Origin of the sequence: Enterococcus sp. E4-150, assembly GCF_035726465.1 — a bacterium.
In the GTDB taxonomy this organism is placed as follows: Bacteria; Bacillota; Bacilli; order Lactobacillales; family Enterococcaceae; genus Enterococcus_B; species Enterococcus_B faecium.
Genome location: NZ_JAPRGK010000006.1, coordinates 97,480 through 121,264 on the forward strand (window position 1 = coordinate 97,480; position 23,785 = coordinate 121,264).

Annotated in this window: 20 protein-coding genes and 2 pseudogenes; 3 read left to right on the plus strand and 19 right to left on the minus strand. The window is 36.5% G+C overall.

All coding sequences use genetic code 11. The features are described from left to right. Positions 1 to 13: 13 nt before the first annotated feature. The 10 genes from OZ002_RS06980 to OZ002_RS07025 form a co-directional block, all read right to left on the minus strand. The gene (locus tag OZ002_RS06980; RefSeq protein ID WP_125179121.1) at positions 14 to 1,051 is read right to left on the minus strand and encodes a zinc-binding alcohol dehydrogenase family protein; all 1,038 of its coding nucleotides are present in this window, start codon (positions 1,049 to 1,051) and stop codon (positions 14 to 16) included. 570 nt (positions 1,052 to 1,621) lie between these two features. Next, a complete protein-coding gene (locus OZ002_RS06985; RefSeq protein WP_002287490.1) occupies positions 1,622 to 2,605 on the minus strand; it encodes a tRNA dihydrouridine synthase in 984 nt (327 codons plus the stop codon). Between the two features lie 415 nt (positions 2,606 to 3,020). Then, positions 3,021 to 3,791 (minus strand): ABC transporter permease, encoded by a 771-nt coding sequence (locus tag OZ002_RS06990; protein WP_002287492.1) that lies wholly within the window; start codon positions 3,789 to 3,791, stop codon positions 3,021 to 3,023. After that, positions 3,784 to 4,719: an ABC transporter ATP-binding protein gene (locus tag OZ002_RS06995; protein WP_002287494.1), complete on the minus strand. Its 936-nt coding sequence runs from the start codon at positions 4,717 to 4,719 to the stop codon at positions 3,784 to 3,786. Before OZ002_RS06995 ends, OZ002_RS06990 begins: the two co-directional genes overlap by 8 nt. A 315-nt stretch (positions 4,720 to 5,034) precedes the next feature. Beyond that, complete coding sequence (locus OZ002_RS07000) at positions 5,035 to 6,684, minus strand: MutS-related protein (protein ID WP_125179123.1); 1,650 nt, start codon at positions 6,682 to 6,684, stop codon at positions 5,035 to 5,037. Between the two features lie 196 nt (positions 6,685 to 6,880). Beyond that, on the minus strand, positions 6,881 to 7,777 hold the full coding sequence (locus OZ002_RS07005; protein ID WP_125179124.1) for a sensor histidine kinase: 897 nt from the start codon (positions 7,775 to 7,777) through the stop codon (positions 6,881 to 6,883). Further along, positions 7,770 to 8,450 carry a response regulator transcription factor gene (locus OZ002_RS07010; protein WP_325083003.1) on the minus strand — a complete coding sequence of 227 codons (681 nt, stop codon included), beginning with the start codon at positions 8,448 to 8,450 and terminating at the stop codon, positions 7,770 to 7,772. Before OZ002_RS07010 ends, OZ002_RS07005 begins: the two co-directional genes overlap by 8 nt. Continuing rightward, positions 8,451 to 9,233, minus strand: coding sequence for an ABC transporter permease subunit (locus OZ002_RS07015; protein WP_002307763.1), 783 nt, complete (start codon positions 9,231 to 9,233; stop codon positions 8,451 to 8,453). It lies immediately after the preceding gene. After that, positions 9,226 to 10,143 (minus strand): ATP-binding cassette domain-containing protein, encoded by a 918-nt coding sequence (locus OZ002_RS07020; protein WP_125179126.1) that lies wholly within the window; start codon positions 10,141 to 10,143, stop codon positions 9,226 to 9,228. Before OZ002_RS07020 ends, OZ002_RS07015 begins: the two co-directional genes overlap by 8 nt. Before the next feature lie 2 nt (positions 10,144 to 10,145). After that, positions 10,146 to 10,361: a hypothetical protein gene (locus OZ002_RS07025; protein WP_125179127.1), complete on the minus strand. Its 216-nt coding sequence runs from the start codon at positions 10,359 to 10,361 to the stop codon at positions 10,146 to 10,148. Positions 10,362 to 11,590: 1,229 nt separating this feature from the next. Here OZ002_RS07025 and OZ002_RS07030 point away from each other — a divergent pair. From OZ002_RS07030 to OZ002_RS07040, 3 genes are all read left to right on the plus strand, one after another. Continuing rightward, positions 11,591 to 12,331 carry a DNA alkylation repair protein gene (locus tag OZ002_RS07030; RefSeq protein ID WP_231691965.1) on the plus strand — a complete coding sequence of 247 codons (741 nt, stop codon included), beginning with the start codon at positions 11,591 to 11,593 and terminating at the stop codon, positions 12,329 to 12,331. Positions 12,332 to 12,783: 452 nt separating this feature from the next. Further along, positions 12,784 to 13,023, plus strand: coding sequence for a zinc ribbon domain-containing protein (locus OZ002_RS07035; protein WP_002307766.1), 240 nt, complete (start codon positions 12,784 to 12,786; stop codon positions 13,021 to 13,023). A gap of 450 nt (positions 13,024 to 13,473) precedes the next feature. Continuing rightward, positions 13,474 to 14,187, plus strand: a complete 714-nt coding sequence (locus OZ002_RS07040) for an Rgg family transcriptional regulator (RefSeq protein ID WP_231691964.1) — start codon at positions 13,474 to 13,476, stop codon at positions 14,185 to 14,187. Positions 14,188 to 14,637: 450 nt separating this feature from the next. On the opposite strand, the gene OZ002_RS07045 is transcribed toward OZ002_RS07040, so the two are convergent. The 9 genes and pseudogenes from OZ002_RS07045 to OZ002_RS07085 all read right to left on the minus strand — a co-directional run bounded on the left by OZ002_RS07045 (position 14,638) and on the right by OZ002_RS07085 (position 23,785). Next, positions 14,638 to 14,997 (minus strand): PTS glucitol/sorbitol transporter subunit IIA, encoded by a 360-nt coding sequence (locus OZ002_RS07045; RefSeq protein WP_002307769.1) that lies wholly within the window; start codon positions 14,995 to 14,997, stop codon positions 14,638 to 14,640. A gap of 160 nt (positions 14,998 to 15,157) precedes the next feature. After that, complete coding sequence (locus OZ002_RS07050) at positions 15,158 to 16,099, minus strand: sugar-binding transcriptional regulator (RefSeq protein ID WP_002307771.1); 942 nt, start codon at positions 16,097 to 16,099, stop codon at positions 15,158 to 15,160. A gap of 243 nt (positions 16,100 to 16,342) precedes the next feature. Then, positions 16,343 to 16,456 (minus strand): annotated as a pseudogene (locus OZ002_RS07055) (PTS glucitol/sorbitol transporter subunit IIA); the annotation flags it as partial. A gap of 38 nt (positions 16,457 to 16,494) precedes the next feature. Continuing rightward, positions 16,495 to 17,502 carry a PTS glucitol/sorbitol transporter subunit IIB gene (srlE, locus tag OZ002_RS07060; RefSeq protein WP_002307773.1) on the minus strand — a complete coding sequence of 336 codons (1,008 nt, stop codon included), beginning with the start codon at positions 17,500 to 17,502 and terminating at the stop codon, positions 16,495 to 16,497. A 30-nt stretch (positions 17,503 to 17,532) separates the two neighbouring features. Continuing rightward, entirely contained in the window at positions 17,533 to 18,072 is a 540-nt protein-coding gene (gene srlA / locus OZ002_RS07065; RefSeq protein ID WP_002307775.1) for a PTS glucitol/sorbitol transporter subunit IIC, read from the minus strand. A gap of 17 nt (positions 18,073 to 18,089) precedes the next feature. Beyond that, positions 18,090 to 18,473: a transcriptional regulator GutM gene (locus OZ002_RS07070; RefSeq protein WP_002307777.1), complete on the minus strand. Its 384-nt coding sequence runs from the start codon at positions 18,471 to 18,473 to the stop codon at positions 18,090 to 18,092. 167 nt (positions 18,474 to 18,640) lie between these two features. After that, complete coding sequence (locus OZ002_RS07075) at positions 18,641 to 19,885, minus strand: NAD(P)H-dependent oxidoreductase (RefSeq protein WP_325083007.1); 1,245 nt, start codon at positions 19,883 to 19,885, stop codon at positions 18,641 to 18,643. A gap of 441 nt (positions 19,886 to 20,326) precedes the next feature. Next, positions 20,327 to 20,455 (minus strand): annotated as a pseudogene (gene rpsI / locus OZ002_RS07080) (30S ribosomal protein S9); the annotation flags it as partial. A 252-nt stretch (positions 20,456 to 20,707) separates the two neighbouring features. Further along, positions 20,708 to 23,785, minus strand: coding sequence for a type I restriction endonuclease subunit R (locus tag OZ002_RS07085; RefSeq protein WP_125179443.1), 3,078 nt, complete (start codon positions 23,783 to 23,785; stop codon positions 20,708 to 20,710).

Below are 23,785 nucleotides of genomic sequence, written 5' to 3' on the forward strand. Positions count from 1 at the left end.
GGCGTATTCTTGCTTATCCGTTGAACGGACCACTAACAACGACTTTTCCTAACATATGTCCTGTTTCTACGTCTTTGGTTGCTTGTTTCAAGTTCTTCGCATTCATCCCATCTGAATAGACCTTGCTCAATGTACTGCGGATAATCCCTTCATTTGCTAAAGCAGCAATGTGCGCTAAAGCTTCTCCTTGCGTTTCGATTTCATAGTTATAGTCTGTTTTAGCGAACATATACTCCCAGTCGAAGCTGATAGATTGGTTTTTCCAAACACCTATATCTAACGGCTCTTTGATCCCTACGATCGTTCCCACATGTCCAAATGGTCGGACAAGGTGCTTGATTTGATCAAAGTAGCGGGTAATATCGAATAATACAGCGACATACTCTACTTGATCGATTCCTAATTCACGAAAACTTTTACTTAAGTCGTGATGATAATCGATTGGATAGTCTACACCTGTTTTTTTCAGCCATTCAAAATTCTTCGGACTTGCAGTCGCGTAGACTTCTAGGCCAGCCCAATGCGCTAGTTGATTCAAAATCGAACCGACGCCCCCGGATCCGTTGATCACTAAGATTTTTTTCCCGCGATTGGCATTTTCTTCTGGAGTTAGACCAAATTTTTCAAATAACAATTCATAAGCGGTCAATGAGGTCAACGGCAAGGCTGCAGCTTCTTCATCTGAAAGATTTTTTGGTGCAAGAGCGACAATACGTTCGTCAACTAGTTGGTATTCTTGATTGCTTCCTGCTCTTGTTGTTGTACCTGCGTAAAAAACGCGATCGCCGACAGAAAATTTTTGCACTTCGTCACCTACAGCAACAACTTTCCCGACTCCATCAAAACCTAAGATACGTAAAGCATTTCTTATCCCGTTATCTTGGCGAAGTTTCGTATCGACAGGATTAACAGATACTGCGTTGACTTTTACCAGAAGATCCCGTGAACTGGGTACAGGTAGCTGTTCTTTTTCATCAATAAAGCTTTTTGGATCATCGATCGGCAACCCTTCATAAAAACCGACTACCTTCATTAATTCCTTTTCTGACATACGAATTCCTCCTTAGCTTCATCAAGTTGGAGCATCCATACAGTGTTCATTTCAATATATATAGTATGCTATTTGTTCCACCTTTTTTATTCATCATAATTATTCTCTTACTTAAAGTAAACTATTTGCACTTTTTTGGTTAAAAAAGAGGTTGCGACAAGACTTTTGTCACAACCTCTTATAAACGGTGTTCTCCTACCAACTCTTCGGTCACAAGTCAAAATATTCATCAAACATGAGAAGCTGTTTTTTGAAATTGCTCCTTGTGACTCAGAGTTAAACGGCAGGCTCACAACCTCTGATATAAACAGTGTTCAATCAACTGACCCTCGGTATTAGCTCAAAAAACGACAAAATATGAGGAGCTATTTTCCCGTTTGTTTCTCTAATACTCAGGTCAAAACGCTGATTTCACAACCTCTTCCTTAAACGGTGTTCAAAAGCTTGCATCTGCGGTAATAAGCCCAACCAATTCAAAAACATTAGGAGCTATTTTTATTTGGCTGTTCTTATTACTTGATGCAGGACAGCTTTTTCACGACCTCTAATTCACGGTGTTCAAGCAAGAAATCATTGTTCACTGAAAAGCGTTGGATGTTCTTTTTCAAAGGTCTCTAAGATCTCTCGTACTTCATCAGTAGATTTCGTATTCATCAACTGAACTCGCAAGTCATTTGCTCCTGGAAATCCTTTGATATAGATTTTAAAGAAACGATGTAGTCCTGTGATGGAACGCGGGATGATTTCTGAATAATGATCTTGCAGATCTAGTTGCAGACGAAGTAGTCCGATCAGTTCTTTTTCTGTATGTTCCCTCGGGTCTTTTTCAAATGCATAAGGATTCTTGAAAATCCCTCGGCCAATCATGATGCCATCAACGCCATATTTCTCGGCCAATTCTTCTCCTGTCTGGCGATCGGGGATATCTCCATTGATCGTGATTAGTGTTTGTGGAGCGATTTGGTCACGTAAAGCAATGATTTTAGGAATGACTTCCCAATGTGCATCTACTTTACTCATCTCTTTACGCGTACGCAAATGGACAGAAAGATTGGCTATATCTTGATGAAGTAGGTGACTGATCCATTCTTCCATCTCAGACATTTCCGTATAGCCGATACGCGTCTTGACGCTGACAGGCAAACCGCCAGCTTTAGCTGCTTCAATCAATTGTGCCGCTACTTCTGGACGAAGGATCAAGCCACTGCCTTTTCCACGTTCTGCTACATTAGGGACTGGGCAGCCCATGTTGATATCGATTCCTTGGAAGCCCATTTCTGCCATAGCAATGCTCATTTCTCTAAAAAATTCTGGCTTGTCTCCCCAAATATGGGCAACCATCGGCTGTTCATCTTCTGTAAATGTTAATCTTCCTCGTACACTGTCTTTTCCATCTGGATGACAGAAACTGTCTGAGTTTGTAAACTCAGTAAAGAAGACATCCGGTGCTGCTGCATGCTTTACGACATGGCGAAATACAACATCTGTTACATCTTCCATTGGTGCTAAAACAAAAAAAGGCTTTGGCAGCTCTTTCCAAAAATTAGTAGTCATTTATTTGTTACTCTCCATTCTATCAAGCAGTGAAGTCGCAATCTTTCTCAAAAACATTGTCATTATACTAGGAAACAAAAAAAGAAGCAAAGTGAACAGCTTAAAAGATGTTTCTGATTGAGCAAAAAAAAGACTGTGACAAAAATCTTATCACAGTCCATTTTCCGGAATAAATGGTGTTCAAAAGCTTGCATCTGCGGTAATAAGTCCAACCAAACGAAAAATAGGAGGAGCTATTTTTGTTTGGCTGTTCTTATTACTTGATGCAGAACAGCTTTTTCACAACCTCTCCACTAAACGGTGTTCAATCAGCTGACCCTCGGTATTCGCTCAAAAAACAACAAAATATGAGGAACTATTTTCCCGTTTGTTTCTCTAATACTCAGGTCAAAACGCTGATTTCACAACCTCTTTTCTAACTTCTCAATCCTCTTCCTTTATTGATCAAATACCAAGTAACGGCGTACAAAACAACGATGAATAACACAAGTACGATCATCGATGTTGCTACTGGCACATCGATCGTTCCAAGGAATCCGTAACGGAAACCGGAGATCATATAAACGATCGGATTGACTTTTGAAACAGCTTGCCAAAAGGGCGGTAACATAGAGATGGCATAGAAAACGCCACCTAGATAAGTTAACGGCTGCAAGACAAATGTAGGCACGATCGATACATCATCATAAGACTGAGCAAAAATCCCGTTGAGCAGTCCTGCTAATGAAAACAAGATTGCCGTCATCAATAATGTAATGATGACCATGAACCATGAATACACATGAAGTGGTACAAAGAACAAGGAAATGATCGTTACGAGAGAGCCGACGAGAATACTGCGACCCACACCACCAATCACAAAGCCCCAAATAATCACATGCGTAGGAACAGGTGCTACCAAGATTTCTTCGATATTTTTCTGAAATTTTTGAGAGAAGAAGGACGAAGAAACATTGGCATACGAACTAGTGATAGCAGACATCATAATCAAACCAGGAACGATGAATTCCATATATGAAAAACCACCCATGTCACCGATCCGCCCACCGATCATTTTTCCGAAAATAACAAAATACAAGGATGTCGTGATCACTGGCGGAACCAGTGTTTGGACCCATATACGCAAATAGCGGTTCGTTTCCTTGATAGCTAAACTTTTTAATGCAGTAAAATAAAGATTAAACATTTTTCTCCTCCGTATGATTATTTTCTTCTGTGATTTTCAAGAACAGTTCTTCTAAACGATTCGACTTATTCCTCATAGAAAGAACTTTGATTCCTTGTCTTGTAAGCTGATCGAAGATTCCGTTCACCCCTTGATTTCGTTCAACTTCGACAGCGATTGTCTGCTCATCTTCAAATGTACAAGCATATCCTTCAATCACAGGTTTGGTATCATATGGCGCTAAATCAAAGATAAATGTTTCAAATTGCAGTTTTGACAGAAGCTCTTTCATACTTGTATTCTCGATCAGTTCACCCGATTGGATGATTCCGATGTTGCGACAAAGCATTTCAGCTTCTTCTAGATAATGCGTCGTCAAAATGATCGTTGTACCATTTTCGTTCAATTCTCGTAGAAACTCCCACATCTCGCGTCTCAACTCGATGTCAACTCCTGCTGTTGGTTCATCTAAGATCAGCAAACGTGGTTCATGCATCAGTGCTCTAGCAATCATCAGTCTTCGCTTCATTCCCCCGGAAAGCATACGTGCACGGACATTTCTCTTTTCCCAAAGATTGGACTGCTTCAAATATTTTTCACTGCGTTTCATCGCTTCTTTGCGAGAGACACCGTAGTAACCGGCTTGATTCACGACGATTTGCTGGACCGTTTCAAAAGGGTTAAAATTGAACTCTTGTGGAACCAATCCAATCTGTTGCTTTGCTCGAACTAGATCCTTGTCCAGATCATAACCGAAGACATTCACTTTTCCAGATGTTTTATTGACTAAAGAAGTAATAATCCCGATCGTTGTAGACTTCCCAGCTCCATTTGGCCCTAATAGCGCATAGAAATCTCCTTCTTTCACCGAAAGATCGATTCCCCGCAATGCTTCGACCCCACTTCCATAGATCTTTTTCAAATTATTTATTTCAAGCGCATTTGCCATTTATTTCCTATCTCCTTATAGACATGATTCTTTATTGTATCATGGAATACAGCAGATGAAAAAACAACTTGGTTCCAGCGAAAAATCAGGTTGCTGGGCTCAGGAAAATCTCCTAATGAAAGACATCAATCGGACGAAGTCAGACAACCTTTTCAGAAAAAACAAATCGAAGATAAAGGATTACTATTCATATGTGCAACAAAAGGAGCGTGAGACAAAAGTAAAGAACACTTTTGTCTCACGCTCTAAACACGTATAAACGGCGGAAGCACAAGCCAAGATTTTTGATCCAATAAATACTTTCGATCACTTCGCCTATCCCAATACATGCCACTGCCGCTTTTCATCAAATGACGTGGCTTCCGTTTTTGCGGTTTCTACTAAAGTCTCTGGGTAATCCAAAACTTTCAGCAAGGCAATCGCATTTCGGGTCCTTGAAGGTCCTTCTTTTAATTTGAAATCAAAACTGATTCCTTTTCCTTCTGTTACTTGTTCTTCAAAGTGGACATTCTCACAATAATTCTTTAAAATCTCTGTCAATTCGATATCATGTGTGGCGACAAATGCTAAAGATGGATACTCCGCAAGCCACCGAACGACTGAAGCGGAAGAAGCAATCCGTTCGATCGTATTTGTTCCTTTTAAAATCTCATCTACGAAGCAGTAGCAGCGTTCTTTGGAAGCCACTTGGTCCAGCAAACGTTTGATCGATTTGATTTCTGAAACAAAATAACTGTCGCCTTCAAATAAATCATCTTCGATTGCCATGGAAGTCAACACATGTCCAGGTTGCAGGGTAAACTGTTCTGCAATCGCTGTTTGGATCGTCTGTGCTAGAATACAGCTGATGGCTATACTTTTGACATACGTAGATTTTCCTGATGCATTGGAACCCGTGACTAATGTATTCTTCTGCCAGTTGACTGGATTCACTACCGCTTCTTTTAACAATGGATGATAGATATCTTTCGCTGTCACACCGCCCTCAGTAAACTCTGGTCGGCAAGTGATCGGCATATAGGTGCGATAATTCAAAACGGCTGCTGCAACTTCCAATTCTCCCAGCAATTCCCACAGCTTGATGGCTTCAGTTGAATGCTTTTCTAATTTAGTGAGAACGAAATGATAGGAGATAAATGGCAGCATGAACATGATGTTGACATATTCAAAAATCAATTCTGCTTCACTATCACTCTTCATGCGAAATGAAAAACCTAATTTAGGGATGTCTCTTAATGGTTTGGTTTGCTGTTTCAGCTCTTTTTGAAGTGGTGTCGTCATCTTTGCTAACTGATTGGCGGCTGAAATCGTTGAAACCAAATAACTCATGCTATTCAGCTCTGTTTCTAGTGTTTGTTTCTTCACTAGATAATAGACCGTATTGAATACTAAGCCACCGATTGCTAGATAGATTCCTAGTACTTGCCCTAAAAGAAGCAAACCTACACCCACCAGCGGAAGCAAGCCAAGAAAAATAAATAAACCTACGCGTCCAATCTTTTTACTTTTTCCATCCGCTAGATATTGTTTTGCAAAATTATGATCTTTTTTTCCTAAAAGAGCGAATTGATATTGGATTCTTTCTCTCAGTTGAGGATTTTCCTGATAAAAAGCAATTAGTTTTTCTAACTGATAATCTTCTCCAAAATCAAAGCTGCGTAAACGCTGATACAACGCTTCTGAACCTACACTAGAATAGGTACTGTTGATCCCTTCAAATACTTCGAACATATCCAAGTCATACCAAGTAAGATCGTCGATTTCACTATCCCATGAACGGAATTTTTTCTCCGTGAGCCACGCATCCTTCAAACTTTCTTCTTTATCAAATCTCGGTTGATAAGGAATTTTTCCCCAATTACTACGAACTGTTTCCTTTACTTTCAAACGTGAAAAAATGTCTAAAACAACTAATAAAATAACAACTGCAATAATAATTAAAACGATAAATTCTCTTTGGCCCATATCCCTCTCCGTTCCTTGATTTGTTAGTTTTAGTATAGCACTGTTGCGCTATTTGAAAAGGGGGGTACAAAAATAACTGTCTTCGTTACCTAATTCGTATCAATCACACCAAAATAAAAACACCTTCCAAAAAAGAAGATGTCTTTAAAACGAGATACAATTTTTTTGTCATTCACTTCAGGTAAATTAGAGCCAATTAAACCCTCCGCAACTTGACGGAGATGGAGAAGATGCCCCCGTCTAATTTAGCGGTCATCTCTCCCCCCATTCCTTCCACCAATTTTTTTGACAGGTAAAGCCCGATTCCGCTAGATTCCGTATTTGTGCGGCTGGTATTTTCGGTATAAAAACGCTGGAAGACTTTTTCAACAGAGGTTTGCACTCCTGGTTTAATAGGATTGGCCACTGTTAATCGAATGAATGGATCCTCTTTTGAAAATGTCACCTTTGCTTGTCCATCTGCATAACGCAATAAATTCTGTATGATATTTTGCAGCACTCGTAGCAACATGAGCGGATCTGCTAATACAGTTGTATTTATCGAGTGTTCAGCGAACGCTACCTGGATATTTTTCTCAGAAAATTGTTCATAAAAAGAGAAAAATACTTCTTCCACCTCTTTAGAAAAAGAAAGCGTATGGAGATCCATTTCTTTTTGCTTCGTCTCTATTCGAGCAAGATCATAAAACTGATCCGTCATACTGAGTAATCTTGCAACAGATTGTTTGATGATCGTTAAATACTTCTCCCGTTTCTCCGTATCCTCTACCTGTTCCAGTAATTGTACATAACCGTTAATAGCAGTCAAAGGAGTTCTGAGATCATGAGAAAGTCCGACAATCGATAGTCTGATGTTTTCTTCCATTTCTTGAAATACTTGTCCTTTTTGTTCATTTTCATCCACCCATCTATTCAGTGCATCTACTAGGTCCATTAGATTCTTTTCTCGAAATTCGACTGAAAGACGACCACCATATTCTTGTCGTTCAGAAAGAGTGGCGATTTTCTTAGTTAATCGCTTGATTTCCCTTTGCAGGAAGAAAATAAAACTTCCCATAAAGATAACAACGAGAAGCAACAGCCACTTAATCAAATCTAAACACCACTCCCCACACCGTATGAATATACACAGCATGTGCCTTTGCTAGCTTCCCTCGAAGATTGGAAATATGCATATTCACTGTTTTCTCACTATCAAAATATGGTTCTTGCCAAACTGTTTCATAAAGATTTGCTCGCGAAAATACTTTTTTCGGATGTTCTAAAAAAAGCTTCAGCAGATCGAATTCTCTTCCTGTCAAATGGACAGCCACACCATTCACATTTACATCCCTTGACTCTTTGTCCAGTAAGATTTCCTTGTAATAGATGCGTTGCGACAGATCTTTTACTTGGACAGAAGTATGATGACGAAGTTGGATGCCGATTCGTAACAACAGTTCTTCGATATCAAATGGTTTCGTCACATAGTCATCCGCTCCTGCTGCCAACAAGGAAACTTTATCTCTTTGATCGCTTTTTGCTGAAAGAACGATGATCGGAACATTCGATGTCTGTCGGATTTCTGCTAACAATGCTTCACCTGAAAGCCCTGGAAGCATAAGATCTAGAAGGATCAAATCGACAGGATATGTGCTTAACAATAATTTTCCTTCCGTACCTGAATAAGCATCAAGAAGTTTGTATCTCTGTTCAAGAACCTCCTCCAGTAAGGAATGAACAGCTTCATCGTCTTCGATAACCAAAATAGTTTCCAGCAGGACCACCTACTTAATGTCAGATTTTTGGAAAATAAACATTCCTAGAGCTGATGATACCACGATTGTTACTAGACTGACCAGAATCATTTTCGGTGCTTGCGAATAAGTTGCTTGTTGCGCAAAGTCCGTATACATGAGCCACGTTTCCGTAAACCACTCCGTTAGAAATTCCAAGCCTTTGATTTTTGCGAAAACACCGGGAACGAAGGCCGTTCCCATGATATAAAGAAAAGAAAGAAGCAAACTGACACTGGTACTTCTAGTGATGAATGTCAAAGCCACTGGAACAGATAATGTCCCTAATGTCAGCAGAAGCAATACAGGAAATACTTTTAGAACATAATTTCCATAGTTTTTGATTCCCTCAACTTCACCAAATCCGAAAGCAAGTGTGTAAGCAATCATGGCTAGCCCCGTAATCAAAACCACGCCAAGTGTTGTGATCAAAAGCGTAACGAGAAGTTTCGACACATAATAAGTCATTCGATTCCGTCCTAAAGATAACGTATTGCGAATCGTACCGTTTTGAAATTCTTCCCCAATATAAAAGCACGCAAATGCTGCGAAAGCCAGAAGAATCCATGCAGCCATTTTTTCCACCATTAAAATCCCTGTTGCACCGTTGATGACTGTATCCGTTGCTTGGTTTAATTCATTGCCGTATTTTGTATGCATATACCATTCGTTCCAAGAATAAAAAAGCGGAAGTACGACCATCAGTCCTAGTGAGACCCACATTTTACGGCTCTTCCATACTTTTATTTTTTCAGCAGTTAATAGATTAAACATGTGGATTGCCTCCAGTTAATTGTAAGAAATAATCTTCCAGTTTTTGCCCAACTAGGTGGATACCATCCACAGGAACTTTTGCCTCTACCAATGCTTGATTGATGGCTGCTACTTGGTCAATTCCTTCAAAAAGCTGGATAACACGGCTAGATTGGACAAAATAATCCCTATAACCAAGAGAGTCGAGAACCGTTACTGCTTGTTCCGTCGCCGAAGTGTCAATTTTTATAAATTGACGAGATTCTTGTGCCAATTCTTCTTTCGATAATTCTTTGATCAAGTGTCCTTCATGCAAAATACCATAGTGAGTGGCGATCTGTGACAATTCATCTAGCAAGTGGCTAGAAAGCAAGACGGTGATGCCCCGTTCTTTTACCAAACGTTGGATGATTTCTCGCATTTCTGCCATCCCTGCTGGATCCATCCCATTCGTCGGTTCATCCAAAATCAAAAATTCTGGATTCGTGATCAGTGCATTTGCAATAGCTAAACGCTGGCGCATACCTAAAGAGAAATTCTTTGCTTTCTTTTTCCCTGTATTTTCCAATCGCATCATTTTCAGCAGGTCTTCGATTTCTCTATCCGACACACCGCCGTTCGCTGCTTGGATACGTAGGTTATCTCTTGCAGTTAATTCTGGATAAAGAGCAGGGGTTTCAATCGATTGACCCATACGTCGTCTTGCTGCCTGCAAATCCGTCGTTCCAAATAATTCGATCGAACCTTCATCAATCGAGATCAAACCCATAATAGTTCTCATAAAGGTAGACTTACCCGCTCCATTTTCCCCAATCAAACCATAGATCATTCCACGTTTGATTTTGATCGATACTTTATCTAATGCTTTGGCAGCACCGTATTTTTTGGTTATACCAGTTGCTTTCAAGACCGTTTCATTTCCAAAATCCATACTTATCCTTCTTTCTTATTGATAAGTGAAGTATAGTTGACGGGTATAAAGAAAGCAGCCAGAAATGTATAAAGAAAGTGTAAATTTTCCAATTGAATTTCAAGAAAAATCAGACTGTCTCGCAGACGTGGTTGAGTTGTCTGCCAAACAAAGAGCGCACCAAACAGTGCTAACCCAAGTGGACTGGCCACCATGGTAATCGTTGTTATCGTTGACATCAGACGTCCTTGTATATGCGTTGGAACTTCTCGCTGAAGCTAGACCATATAAAAAGCAAAAGAAAACATTAATCCTTAAAAACGGACTTATGAAAAATAATACATGCCGTTTGGGATTTACAATTAGCTACCAAATAAGAGGTTATGACAAAAGACTTTTCACAATCCCTTCTTCCGAATAAACGGTGTTCTCCTGCCAGCTCCTCGGTCACAAGTCACAATATTTATCAAACATGAGAAGCAATTTTTGTAAATTCCTTCTTATTTCTTGAAGCTGACCACTTCTGTCACAACCTCAGAAGCGGATAAATAATATTGTTTGAAGATACTTGATCTTTTTCCCGTTTGTTTATAGATCGAATGATATTATAGACCAAGAATCCTACCTATTAACATAGCTAAAAGCACAAAAAAGGCACTTTCCAAATTGTGGAAAGTGCCAGAAAAGTTAGAATCAAGGTAACTGCGCTCAGCATTGCTTCGCCCAGTACGATTCTCGTAACTCGTGAACTCGAACGATAATCGCAATTAACGTTTTGAGAACTGTGAAGCTTTACGGGCTTTTTTAAGACCTAGTTAATCAAATCAAGGTTTTATTAAAGAATATTAAATGATTTTTAGCTCTAAAAGCAATGATTCTATGTTATATGTTTATTCACAACTACTTGAAGTAATCCCCTATCATTACCATAAGTTATCACCCTAAAAATCAACTTTGACGAGTTGACGGATTGAAAAAAATAATTACTGGCCTTGAATTAAATTTATTTACTCGAAGAATTTTCTTTGAGCTTATTGACTGTTGAAATTGTTTGATAAAATCATTCCAAAGAAATCTATATTATCCAACACGCACTATGGTCAAATTTTTTCATAATAACATTCGACTATAACATATAATTTAGAAACGTCTATCTATGCTTATTCAAAAATGAAATTGAGTCTCTGAAAATTTGAATGTAGTATTTTAGTAATCATTTTTAATCCTCTCAGATACCTCTATCATTATTTGTTTCAACTTATTTTGTTCATCCTTGTCTAAATAAAGAAAGGTTATATTTTAACGGAAGAATTAACCGTGTTGCTCCACACTCATATAGTAATCATCGATTTATCAAAATATACGTCAAAATATTGCTCTAATAGACAAAAACAAGAAATCTAAGTGTTTTTAATATATAATTAAATTATCCGCTAAAAATTATCCACTAAGAAAGCGAGGGATTAAAGTGACAAAAAATATCATGTCATTACTGGAAGAACTATCTCAGTATTCGTCAGAAAAATACAAAAGCAATATAATAAAACTCGGAATTCCCGAGAAAGAAACAATTGGTGTCAGTACAGCTTGTTTAAGGAAGATTGCTACACGACTAAAGAAAGATAACGCAAATAAGGAATTTATAAAGGCACTTTGGGAAACCAATTATCATGAGGCAAAGATACTAGGTACACTTCTCATGAAAACAATTGAATATTCGCCTGATGAAATAGATTGGTTTATGTCGAGGATAGTTTCTTGGGATTTGTGTGATCTTTTCTGTAAAACAAATTTAATTCACTCTAAACATTTTAACTTCTATATTCACAAGTGGGTTACGATGAACGACTTATACTACAAAAGAGCAGCCTTTACATTGATTGCATCTATGTCCACTCATTCAGTCATAAACCATAAAGAGATTTCTGATTACCTTCTTCTATGCAAAAATTATAGTAACGATGAACGATTGCATGTAAAGAAAGCGATTTCTTGGGCGATTAGAGAGTTGGGAAAAATAGATATTCCAGCAAAAGAAATGAGTATAGAAATTGCTCATGATTTAACTAAATCTGATATAAAAAGCAAGATATGGATAGGAAAAGATGCTCTTAAAGAACTGGTTTTATTAGTTTCAGTTCCAGAAAGAAGTAGATTGATTTCTAAAAAATCTAAAATGGGCAAGAGTTCATTTGAAACAAACAACTAATTCCGTATAGTTCTTTTTTTCACCATATAATTTTAGTATAACAAAATCAAATTACTTTTCTGAATATATTATCTGCAAAGATTGTATTGTAAACTTTTATTTCGCACTTAACAACAAATCTAAAACTTCAAAAATATATTCTCAAACGAAACAAAGTTCGGTAAATTAGCTAACTCACGCTTATCGCTACTTTTAATAGAATACTTAAACAAAATGGAAATCAATAATAGAGCGTCGCTTTTTCTATTAAAGAACTAGCTGAGCTCTTCCAGATGATTGACTCGAAAACATACTTGATATTACTCAGGGCTTCACTTGAAAAAATACACTATTACTGGAATAAAAGCCATACGCTTATATATTCAGAAAATTCTGTTATAATCTGTTGTAATCTGTTGTAATCTGTTGTAATCTGTTATAATAGTTGATATAAAATATAAGGAGTGATTCGAATGTCTGTAAACTGTGTATCATGTGGCATGGAAATGAAAGCGGAATCAGATTTTGCCTTAGGAGATTCATCTAAAAATTATTGTAGTCACTGTACAAATGAAGACGGTACCATGTGGTCCTATGAAGATGCAAAAATTGGAATGACTAACTTTTTGGTTAGCTCCCAAAATATGAAAGCAGAGGACGCCGAATTAGCAGCCATTCAATATTTGTCTGAACAACCAGCTTGGAAGAACTAATCTATTCAAAGTTCAGAAAGTTTATTTTTTAGTATACGTTAAAACTTACCTCAAATTAAAACCAGAAATAATCTACCGATCTATTTCCCACACAAAATAAGAAACTCTTGAGAAAATTGTTTAATTCAAGTTCAAGAGTTTCTTATTTTGTGTATCAATATATAAACCAAAAAATTTATTGCAAATCTATATTCAGTTTCCGTATTGCTTTTTATGCACGTGACTTCGATAAAGATACATAAAAATGGGTTTCTTAACGTTTTAATTGATTTATTTTAAAAGCGCAATGTTACTTAAGGTTAGCTTTTTTTCCATTTTTTCGTTTTCTATGCTTCTTTGATAACCTTTTTCTTCGCTAATGACCAAGTTAACCAGCCGTTACGTGCTGATTGTACCAACAATAAAAAAATTAGAGAAAAAGTAACAAATCATGGGTTACGTCATGCCCATATGACCTTACTTTTAGAAGTTGGCGCTAGTGTTAAAGAAACCCAACGATTCCAACATGTGGAAAAAGTACCTAAGTTTTATTTGAAGTACAAAGATAGTAAGAAAAAAGAAGAACGTTTTTATGCATACCTCATCCACTTACTCGCTATTATTGATCGAATCGATGCACAGACAAGCGAAGTCAATACCGAAGAAATGAAGTTCATGGAAGATTATTTGATGCAGATGGAGACGTGGACGCTAAAGGAAATGAATAACGCAAGCATCATTTTGCCAATGTTGGCAGATGATATCCGCCCTTTATTCCTCTCACGCTTTAAAAAGAATTATCAGAACTACCGTGATTTTGAAGAAGACTGGTCTTTTAAATATGCCAATCATCTACTTAACTATGCCTTGATCCAGCTACTCTTTGATAGATATGAAGAAGCATTGTCTTTAGTTCCCGACCTCCAAACTTTAGTGAAAGAACATCCGAGTTTACAAGGACGCTTAGTCATCACATTGCGTCTTTCTCAACTTGAATTGATTGCTGCTGTTTTTCGAGAAGACGATGATTTCATCCGTTCAGAGACCCAACGAATCCAGACAATCTGTGATCTTTGCTTCCTAGATGAAGAAGTACGTATGGCCTACCTTCGAATCTCCGCAGAACACGTCAAAAGAGCCAGAGTATATAAAAAGCAAAAGGAAAAGAAAAGCACTCATCCTTAAAAACAGCTCTATTAAAAATAACGAATGATTAAAAAATTAAAATTAGCTATTAGACAAATAACTGTCCATTTATCTGCTACTCTCCATCATAATAGAAGAAAAAGTACCTCACCAACTTAATTTCTAAATCAAAAAATAACACCTACAAAAACAAGAAAGCGCCTTGTAATGATAGAATTGACTGATATTCGTTTTTTTGAAACTTCAATAAATGATTTACTTAAAGGTTTGTATTAGTTTACAAATAGTCGTAAACCCATGCCATTTATAGGAACATGCCAAAGAAGTAAAATAAAAATAGACATTTTTATTTTACTTCTCAATAGTACAACCTCTACTTTTTATCCAAAAAATACCAATAGTTTATTTAAATATGATCGGACGTTTTATCAAGAGATATCTTTCAATTTTCAACAAAGTCCACTCAAAATAGTTGAGTGGACTTTGTTGTTACTTATTAGAGAATATAATTTCCTCTCCAACTTTAAAATCTGGCCACTCATTGGGTTTAGCAATTATTGCTCCTGGTAACACTTCATTTTCACCATCACGGAAATAGATAGAAACATGACCTAATTCATTGAAGTTTGCATTAGCTGCCGAACCAACCTCACCAATTATATATTCTTTACCAGCAATAGTAAGCTTTCCACCTTTTACTATAACATTCTTTTTTTCATCCACATGATCATGTATGACGCTAATTGAGCGTAATTCTGGTGTTGCTTTAGGACCAAAAAGAATCAAAAGACGCTCCTCTTGGAAATCTGGTACAAGGTCCCCTATTTCAGTGATTGTTGTTTTATACATCTTGCCACTTCCTCTCGTATTAATACAATTAAAGAAATTACATAGCAAAACTGTTTACTAAGTTTAACTTAAGCTAACGTAGAAAAAAATATATTTTCAAGTCGTATTTATTGATTACATGGTGTAAGTAGCGTCCAGTACTCTTTCATATTATCTAATTCTAGTCTATTAATAACTCATTCACCACTTTATCAGTAGTTACAATAACATTAATTAATTGATGTTCTAAAGCAAGTTTTATTGACTCAACCTTCTCTATTCCATATGCGATACCAATCACCGTAGGAATTTTTTTTATGTCTTCCAGATTAACACCGATCACACTTTTATTTAGCTGACAGTCAGCCTCTTTACCGTTTTCATCAAAAAACCGCGAGTTAATATCTCCTTTAATCCCACTTTTCTTTAGCTCAGAAATATCTTGTTCTTTGATATAGCCGATTTCAGCCATAGTACTTTTCTCGAATGGACTAGCAACCCCAACCAAGGCAATATCAACATCACGACCTTCTTCTATAACACTATAGATAGTAGGATTTTCGAATAAATCATCTTTAATACGTGGATTAGATACTAACGCTGGGGCGTAAAGATACTTAGCTTTTCCCCTCATTTTTCTTGCTAGATCATATGACAATTGATTGGAATGAATATCAACATAATCATCACCCATACCACCAATCAGTGGATATACTGTCACATCAGGTTGATTGGTGAAAGGATAATTATCGACTAGTTTTCTCAATGATTTTCCCCAAGACATTCCAATTTTTGTTGCTTTTTTTGATGCTTTTTGCAAATACAAAGCTGCTTGCCGACCAATCATCTTATCAACTTCAGATCCAGCTAAGTCCATTGTATCAACGACTATAGCGCTTTTCAGGTTGAATTTTTGCTCAAGTTTCCTTTCAAGTTCTACCGAGTAAACACTCTTGCTATTAATGAATATTTCAACAAGCCCTGCTTCCTTAGCATCAATTAAATTTTTAGAAACTAACGATCTAGAAACGCCTATAATTTTCGCGATTTCTGCTTGTGTCATCCCTTCTTCATAATACATTGACGCAATTTTAACCAATTCTTTTTCATCAGCGCGATCCATAACATCTCTCCTATTTGCCTTTTTAGTAAAATATAACATATAGATTGGCATATGACACAGATAAAAAAATTATTAGTAAAAATTGATTAATTCGTTTTTCTTGTATTGATGAAAAGTTATCTGGTTCTATAACAATTGCGCCTAGAAGAGCTTCAACCTTACTGAATTTGAAATAGATGGAGATATGTCTTAATTCTTTAAAGTTCTTATTTGTAACATTCACCAACGTAAGTAACGGTGTATTCATGTTGTCTCCAATTCATGAATCACATAATTTGTTTTTAACTCATTTGTTGTATTTTGTTCAAATAGAATCAGTAATTTTTCTTTTTCAAATGCAGAAATCATTTTCCCTACTTCTAAAACTTTTCATTAAACCAAATCATCTTCCTCCCTTAATACATTCCAATACTGAATACCCAAGCAATAACTACTGCTAGTACGCCAGTGATGACGCGACTATACAAAATAGCAGGCACACCAACGCGTACCGTTTCAGGTTTAGCTTCTCCTAAAGACAAACCTACTGGAATGAAATCACATCCTGCTTGTGCATTGATCGCAAACAATGCAGGTAAGGCATACACAACTGGGATTGTTCCTGCACCAATTTGTGTGCCAATCAATACACCAACGACCTGTGCGATAACTCCACCAGGTCCCAAAATCGGTGACAAGAAAGGCATACTACAGATAAAAGCAATCGCAAGCATGCCTATAATCGAATCAGAAAAAGGTGCCAGTCCTTTTGCAATTAAATCCCCTATACCAGTATAATTAATGATTCCGATAATCATGGAAATAAATGCCATGAACGGAATGATGTTCTTTAAAATCATATCTACAGCATCGCGACCTGCTTGGTAAAAAATCCCCATGACTTTCCCAATACCACGAGAAAATTTAACTAATATACTGTCTTTCTTAGCATTAGCTGAGACATGATCTGCTTTTACTTTGGCATATGTTTCAACAAAGTCTTCATCGACGACGGAAGCTGGACTAGTAGCCGCATTTGCTTCCGTCGTCACCACGTCCCCCACAACTTCCACATCTTCAGGCTTTACACCTGACACAAAAACATCCTCTGTAATATGTTTTGATAAAGGTCCTGATGGCGAAGATGGCAGTATATCCACGGTCGGAATACGTTTCATTGGATAAACACCGATACGAGCAGTACCACCACAATCAATAACTGCTGCCAGGATTTCTTCTTCTGGAACTGAATTAGAGAAACCATCAATCACTTCAGCACCACTTAAATCTGCCATCCGTTGCGCAACAGGGTGAATCCCACCACCAGTCACAGAAATGATTTTTGTTTTCTTACCTTCTGGTTGAATTTCTAAGCCTCGCCCCCAACCATTACTACCCTTCTTTACAAAAATTTTTTTATACATATTTCTTCCCCCTACATATGTTTAGCCAGATTATGCCACTTCTGTTTTAGCTGATGTTTCACGTTTCATTAAGAATTTAGTGATTTTTTCAGTAATGAAGCCACGTACAAAAATTATAACGATACCACATAAAAAATAACGAACTGCAAGACTCCCTTGATCATAACCGGCTTTCATAACACCATTGGCAATTCCAAGATAAACAAACAATTCACCAGCGTTTGCATAGGGAAACAGGCCAGTCACTGGGTGTAGAAATGAAACTACTGCATCGTAAAAGGCAGGTTTTTCATCTTCTTCAACGAATTTACCAAATGTGTAAGCCATAGGATTTGTCAATAAAAGAACAGATAGTACTGGCATAACAGTATATCGTAGCAGCAAAAACTTGGCGCTTGCTTTAATTGCTTTATTTACGCGTTCTTCACCAATAAAGGCAATAATAGAATAAGTAAACGTCAGCAAAACGATCAACAAAGGAATAATACCAGTCATAAAAGCCATAAATTGTTCTCCGCCAGCCTCAAATAAGCCAATAAAGTTTTTGCCAAACCATTCAATATATTTCATTTTTTTTCCTCCTTATTTTAAGTAACCGATTTCATTTTTTTGGATAAAAATGAATGAATCGCTCTCTGCTTAAGAGTTGGTTTTTCTTTGGCAATTTCATTTTTTAAATTTTGTGAAATTGTTTTTCCTGTCAAAACATCACACGGTTTAAACTGCGAAAAAATGGTTAGTCCAGCGTATATATAAGCTTCTGTAATAGTATCTTGACTATCTGTTATAACCACGAGTACTACCGAAGAAATCCAATTTTTTTCCACTTCAGTTGTTAACGTGTATCCAGGACATGTATCGTATCTTTTAATTAGTTTATTCATAAAAGCATTATAGTAACGGATTTGATAAAGACTGAGTAACACCTGAGCGACGATAATAAGTGTTCCTAAAATGGTTAAACCTCGCATAAAAACTCTCTCCTCCAGCCATCATTCTTCAATTGAAAATAGTGATGTCAATCTTTATTAATTGTAATTGAATTGTTCCCTCGTCACAAGACGAATAGGAGCCGTTTTGTATCATACAAAGATAATAAAGTACAAAAAAAAGCTGGAGGAAGATCATCTATTACAAATTATGCAAATGTTTCATCTTGTAATTTGCGTAGTTTATAAACTGTAGTTGATTCATCCAATTCTACATCTTCTATCGTTAAAAATGCACCATCTTTAATATTACGTTTAGCAATTGCTCCAGCAATCAACCCGATTGGAATATTAGCGTTTGTTACCATATCTTCATGTGTTTCTAATACACCACGAACGCAGAATCCACCAATACCATCAATTTTTTCACCAGCTTTAATATCTTTTTTCGCCACACAGACTGTTTCAGAAATTGGTGCTCCCATAGGTAAAATTGCTGTATCTTGCTCCAATACTGCACGAGCAATTGTAATTGGGGTTTCAAGTGAACATAAATGAAATGGACGATATAAAATGTGGTGATCACGATCTCCTTTCTTCATCAAGTAGTTCATTTCGTGGGCCACGCCTTCATTTTGTCCTTTAACAATACAAAAAATACCAGGAGCAATACCATCTACATACTCAACAACCCCAAATTTACTTAAAACTCCCCCATTTTCTTTTAGATCTAATTTATTGACAGTGCCATCCAAATCAGCTGAGATGCCGTGCATTCCAACCACATCAGGTACAAACCCCATTGCATTGGATAGTAAGTTCATTTCCCCCATTGTCTTTGTACCGTCTTGGAATGAGGCTAAAATTTTAGGACTCATCACTTGTTTTTTTGCTTTTTCAGCTGCTGTGTCAGGATTGGCATGAACCATCAATTTATTATTTTTTCCTTTACCAACAACCAAAACCTCCATACCCATACTTTTAGCAAATTCATACATTTGCATTGTTGCTGCTGGTTCGTCTCCATCTGATCCAGTATAAATCAAATCAGTAGCTCCATACATTTTATTCATTAATGGGCCAATGGTGATATCAATTTCTACATTTAGCAACACAATATGTTTTTTTGCCATCAACGATTCCAAAGAAATTTGTGCCCCTGCTTCAGGAACACCAGTTGCATCAACAATAATTTCAACTTTATCTGAGTTAATCACGTCTTTGAAATCTGGACTGATCAAAATGTCATGTTTTAGAGCCGAACTCGATTTATAAGCTTCTGCCGCACGATTAGCAGCTTCCAGGTTAATATCACTGATACCAGAGACAATCATCCCAGGAATAGTTGATATTTGAGAAATCATCCCAAAACCCATTTGTCCTGCGCCAATCACTCCAACTCTAATTGGGTGGCCATCCTTTTCTCGTTGTAATAATTTTGTATATAATGTCATGATTTCTCCTCCTTATTTGTCAAATGACAACAATTACGTCATTTGATTTTACAAAATAGTTATATCATTGTTTTTGTCAAATGTCAACTATATTACCAAACGACAAAAAGGGCTTATTATCGCAAATTACATTATTATAGATACTAAATGAATTCGATTGATCGTCGTCAAAGAGATCTTGTTCAGACAATGATGCATAAGACGAGATACATCGATGTTACTTTATAGCAAAAAAATCTGTCTCATCCTTGAACAAATTCCAGATGCATTGATCTATATCGATATAAATATTACTCGAACTTACGTGAACACTTAGCGTGATGCAAATGCCAGTTGGTGAAATTGCTTAACGTAATTTATCTCAAAAAAGCATACAAAAATGTTGTCAACAACAAAAAAGACGTTTCACAAACAATGTTGTGAAGCGTCTGAATCGTTGATCTACAAGATATATGAACGTTTTGAGCATTGAGATGCTTTACGAGCTTTCTTAAGACCTGTTTTTTTACGTTCGACCATACGTGCGTCACGTGTAAGCAAGCCAGCACGTTTAAGCGTTAAACGGAAATCCTTATATATCAACGTTTATAATGGTTTTTTTCACCATTTATTCCCCTTTAGAATACAGTATTAAATTCTTCGATTTACCTCAAAATATCAAAATCCAGACCCAAAAATTAAATGGAGTTTAGCCATATGTATCAAGGGATTAGATAACATTTCAAAAATAAAATAGACCCAATTTATTAAAATATGGAAAAAATTTCTATGTACGTGGGTAAAATAAAAAAGCCTAAAATTAAGGCTTTTCTATTTTTACCTCTAAACTAAGTTTTCTGCCATTAGCTCTGCTTGTGTAATCACTAAATCAATGGTTTCTAAATCTGTCTTAAATTTATTTTTTCTCAAAAAACGTTTGATTTCAACTCTCATTCGGGCTTTCTCAGAACTACGTTTTGTCCAATCAATTGTCATATTTTCTTCAATTGTTTTAGCGATACCTACTGCAATATCTTTTAGAACTTGTTCATCTTCATCCGAATTTTTAGAGATAACATCATAAAAGGCTTTTTCTTCGACTGTCAAGCCTAATTCTTCGCCTTCTTCTTTCATTGTTTTCATGTCTTTTGCCAATTCAATTAATTCACGAATGGCAATTTCAGAAGTAATTCCTCTAGTATTGTATTTATTGATTGATTTTTTCAATAGTTCAGAGTATTTTTCTGCTTGAACAACATTCGTTTTTTGAATAGACTTTATTTTTCCTGCTAATAAATTTTCAAGTAATTGTAAAGCAAGATTCTTCTGTGGCATTTCTTTAATTTCTTCTAAAAACTTATCAGACAAAATAGACAATTCAGCTTTTTCTAATCCTAGAGAATCGTAAATATCCACAATATCTTCCGTTACAACAGACTTAGAAATTAATTGCTTCAGTTCTTCATCGATTTGTTGAGGAGATTTTACTCCATCTACAAAGTTTAATTTAATTAAATATACTTTTACAGCTTTAAAAAAGGCAATTTCAGCGTTGTATTGTTGGACTTCTTCCTCTGTCACACACAAAGCATACGCTCGAGTGATTTCCGTTACTAAATCTTTAAACCTCTTAACATCTTCAACATCATCTAATCCTAAAATATAGTTTGCAGCATTTGTAATAACTTGTAATTTTTTCGCATAATCTGTTGAATTGAAATCAGAATAATCGAATTTATCTAAAATCGTATTGGTAATCAAGTCATATTTTTCTTTGACTAAATTCACAGCGACTTGGGTATCAATACCTGCTTGTTTTTGGTCATTTGGTGTATATTCTTGTAGAGCATTTTTCAAGTTCGGTGCAATCCCAATATAATCGACAATCAATCCACCTGTTTTGTCTTTAAATACACGATTTACACGAGCGATTGCTTGCATTAAATTATGTCCTTGCATTGGTTTATCAATATACATCGTGTTCATAGACGGAACATCAAAACCTGTCAACCACATATCTCGAACAATGACAATTTGAAGTTCATCAGAATCATCTTTCATTCGCTTCGCTAATTTATCACGTCTTGTCTTATTCCCAATAAAAGGTTGCCAATAATCTGGGTCACTACTTGAACCTGTCATTACAATCTTAATTTTCCCTTTATCATCATCAGCAGAATGCCAATCAGGACGAAGTTTAATTATTTCTTGGTATAAATCAATCGCAATTCTTCTAGACATTGTAACAATCATTGATTTACCGAAAGAAGCCTCTTGTCTTGTTTCAAAGTGTTTCACAAAATCTTGAGCCAATTTTTCTAATCGAGGTTGTGAACCTGTAATAGCTTCTATCCGACTCCATTTTGCTTTCGTTTTTGAAGCAACATCATCTTCTTGACCTTCCACAATGTCTTCTACTAAATCATCTATATCTAATCCATCAGGAAGTGATACAGGGATGATGCGGCTTTCATAATAGATTTTTACTGTAGCTCCATCTTCTACCGCTTGGGTCATATCGTATACGTCTATATAATCCCCAAACACAGCTTTTGTAGACTTGTCTGCACTAGAAATAGGTGTTCCTGTAAAACCAATGTAGGAAGCGTTAGGTAACGCATCTCGTAAGTATTTAGCATACCCGTATTTGATTGTGCCATCTTTATCATTCACATCCGCACTAAATCCATATTGAGAACGATGAGCTTCATCTGCCATTACAATAACGTTTCGTCTATCAGTTAATATATCCATTTGATTGCCTTCTTTAGGTGCAAACTTTTGCATGGTACTAAAAACGATGCCACCTGCATTGACAGACAATAACTCTTTTAACTCATCCCCATCATTGGCTTGTTTTGGTGTTTGCCGTAATAAATCACTTGATTGACTAAACGTTAAAAACAATTGGTCATCTAAATCATTTCTATCAGTTAAAACTACAACAGTCGGATTGTTTAATTCTTGCACCAATTTCCCAGTATAAAAAACCATTGATAGACTTTTACCTGAGCCTTGGGTGTGCCAAACAACCCCAATTTTATTATCTCCTTCAGTGCTAACCGCACGTTTTGCTTCTTCTACTGCACGATTCACTGCATGATATTGATGATAAGCCGCTAAAATCTTAATCGTTTTATCCCCATCAGTTTTAAATAAGATAAAATGATGCAGTAAATCAAGTAGTACTTCTGGATTGCACATTCCTTTTATCAACACTTCTAATTGACTACTAGCTGTTCCAGGTTCCACTTTCCCATCAATTGTTCGCCAAACCATGAAACGTTCTTCATTACTTGATAAAGTCCCCACTTTTGCTTGCACTCCATCACTAGCAACCATGAATTCATTAAACGTAAGTAATGAAGGGATTTCTTGTTTATATGTTTGTAATTGGTTATAAGCGTCTGAAATACCCACCGCTTCATCCGTAGCATTCTTCAATTCAAACAGCACAATAGGCAATCCATTGATAAATAGAATAATATCCGTTCTTTTGCGTTGATTATCCTCTTCTACAATAAATTGATTGACAGCTAAAAAGTCATTGTTTCTAGGTTCATTAAAATCAAATAATAAAATACGTTTTGTAACATTGCGATTGCCTTCTCGTGTAGGAATTTCAATACCATCTGTAATATATCTATGGAAAGTTTGATTATTGACCGCCATATCGGGATGTTTATGGACAGTAATCGTCTTTATTGCATCATCAATTACTGCCATCGATACATCAGGATTAATTGTTACAAGAGCTTCTTTCAAACGGTCTATCAAAACAACTTCCTTGTAGTCCTTTCGTTTAGACATCCCACTATCTTCTAATTCTTTGGCAGAAACAGAAGTATATCCCACTTCTTCTAACCAACGTAAAGCGACTAATTCTAATTCATTTTCGTTAAAACTGTATTCTTCAGCCAA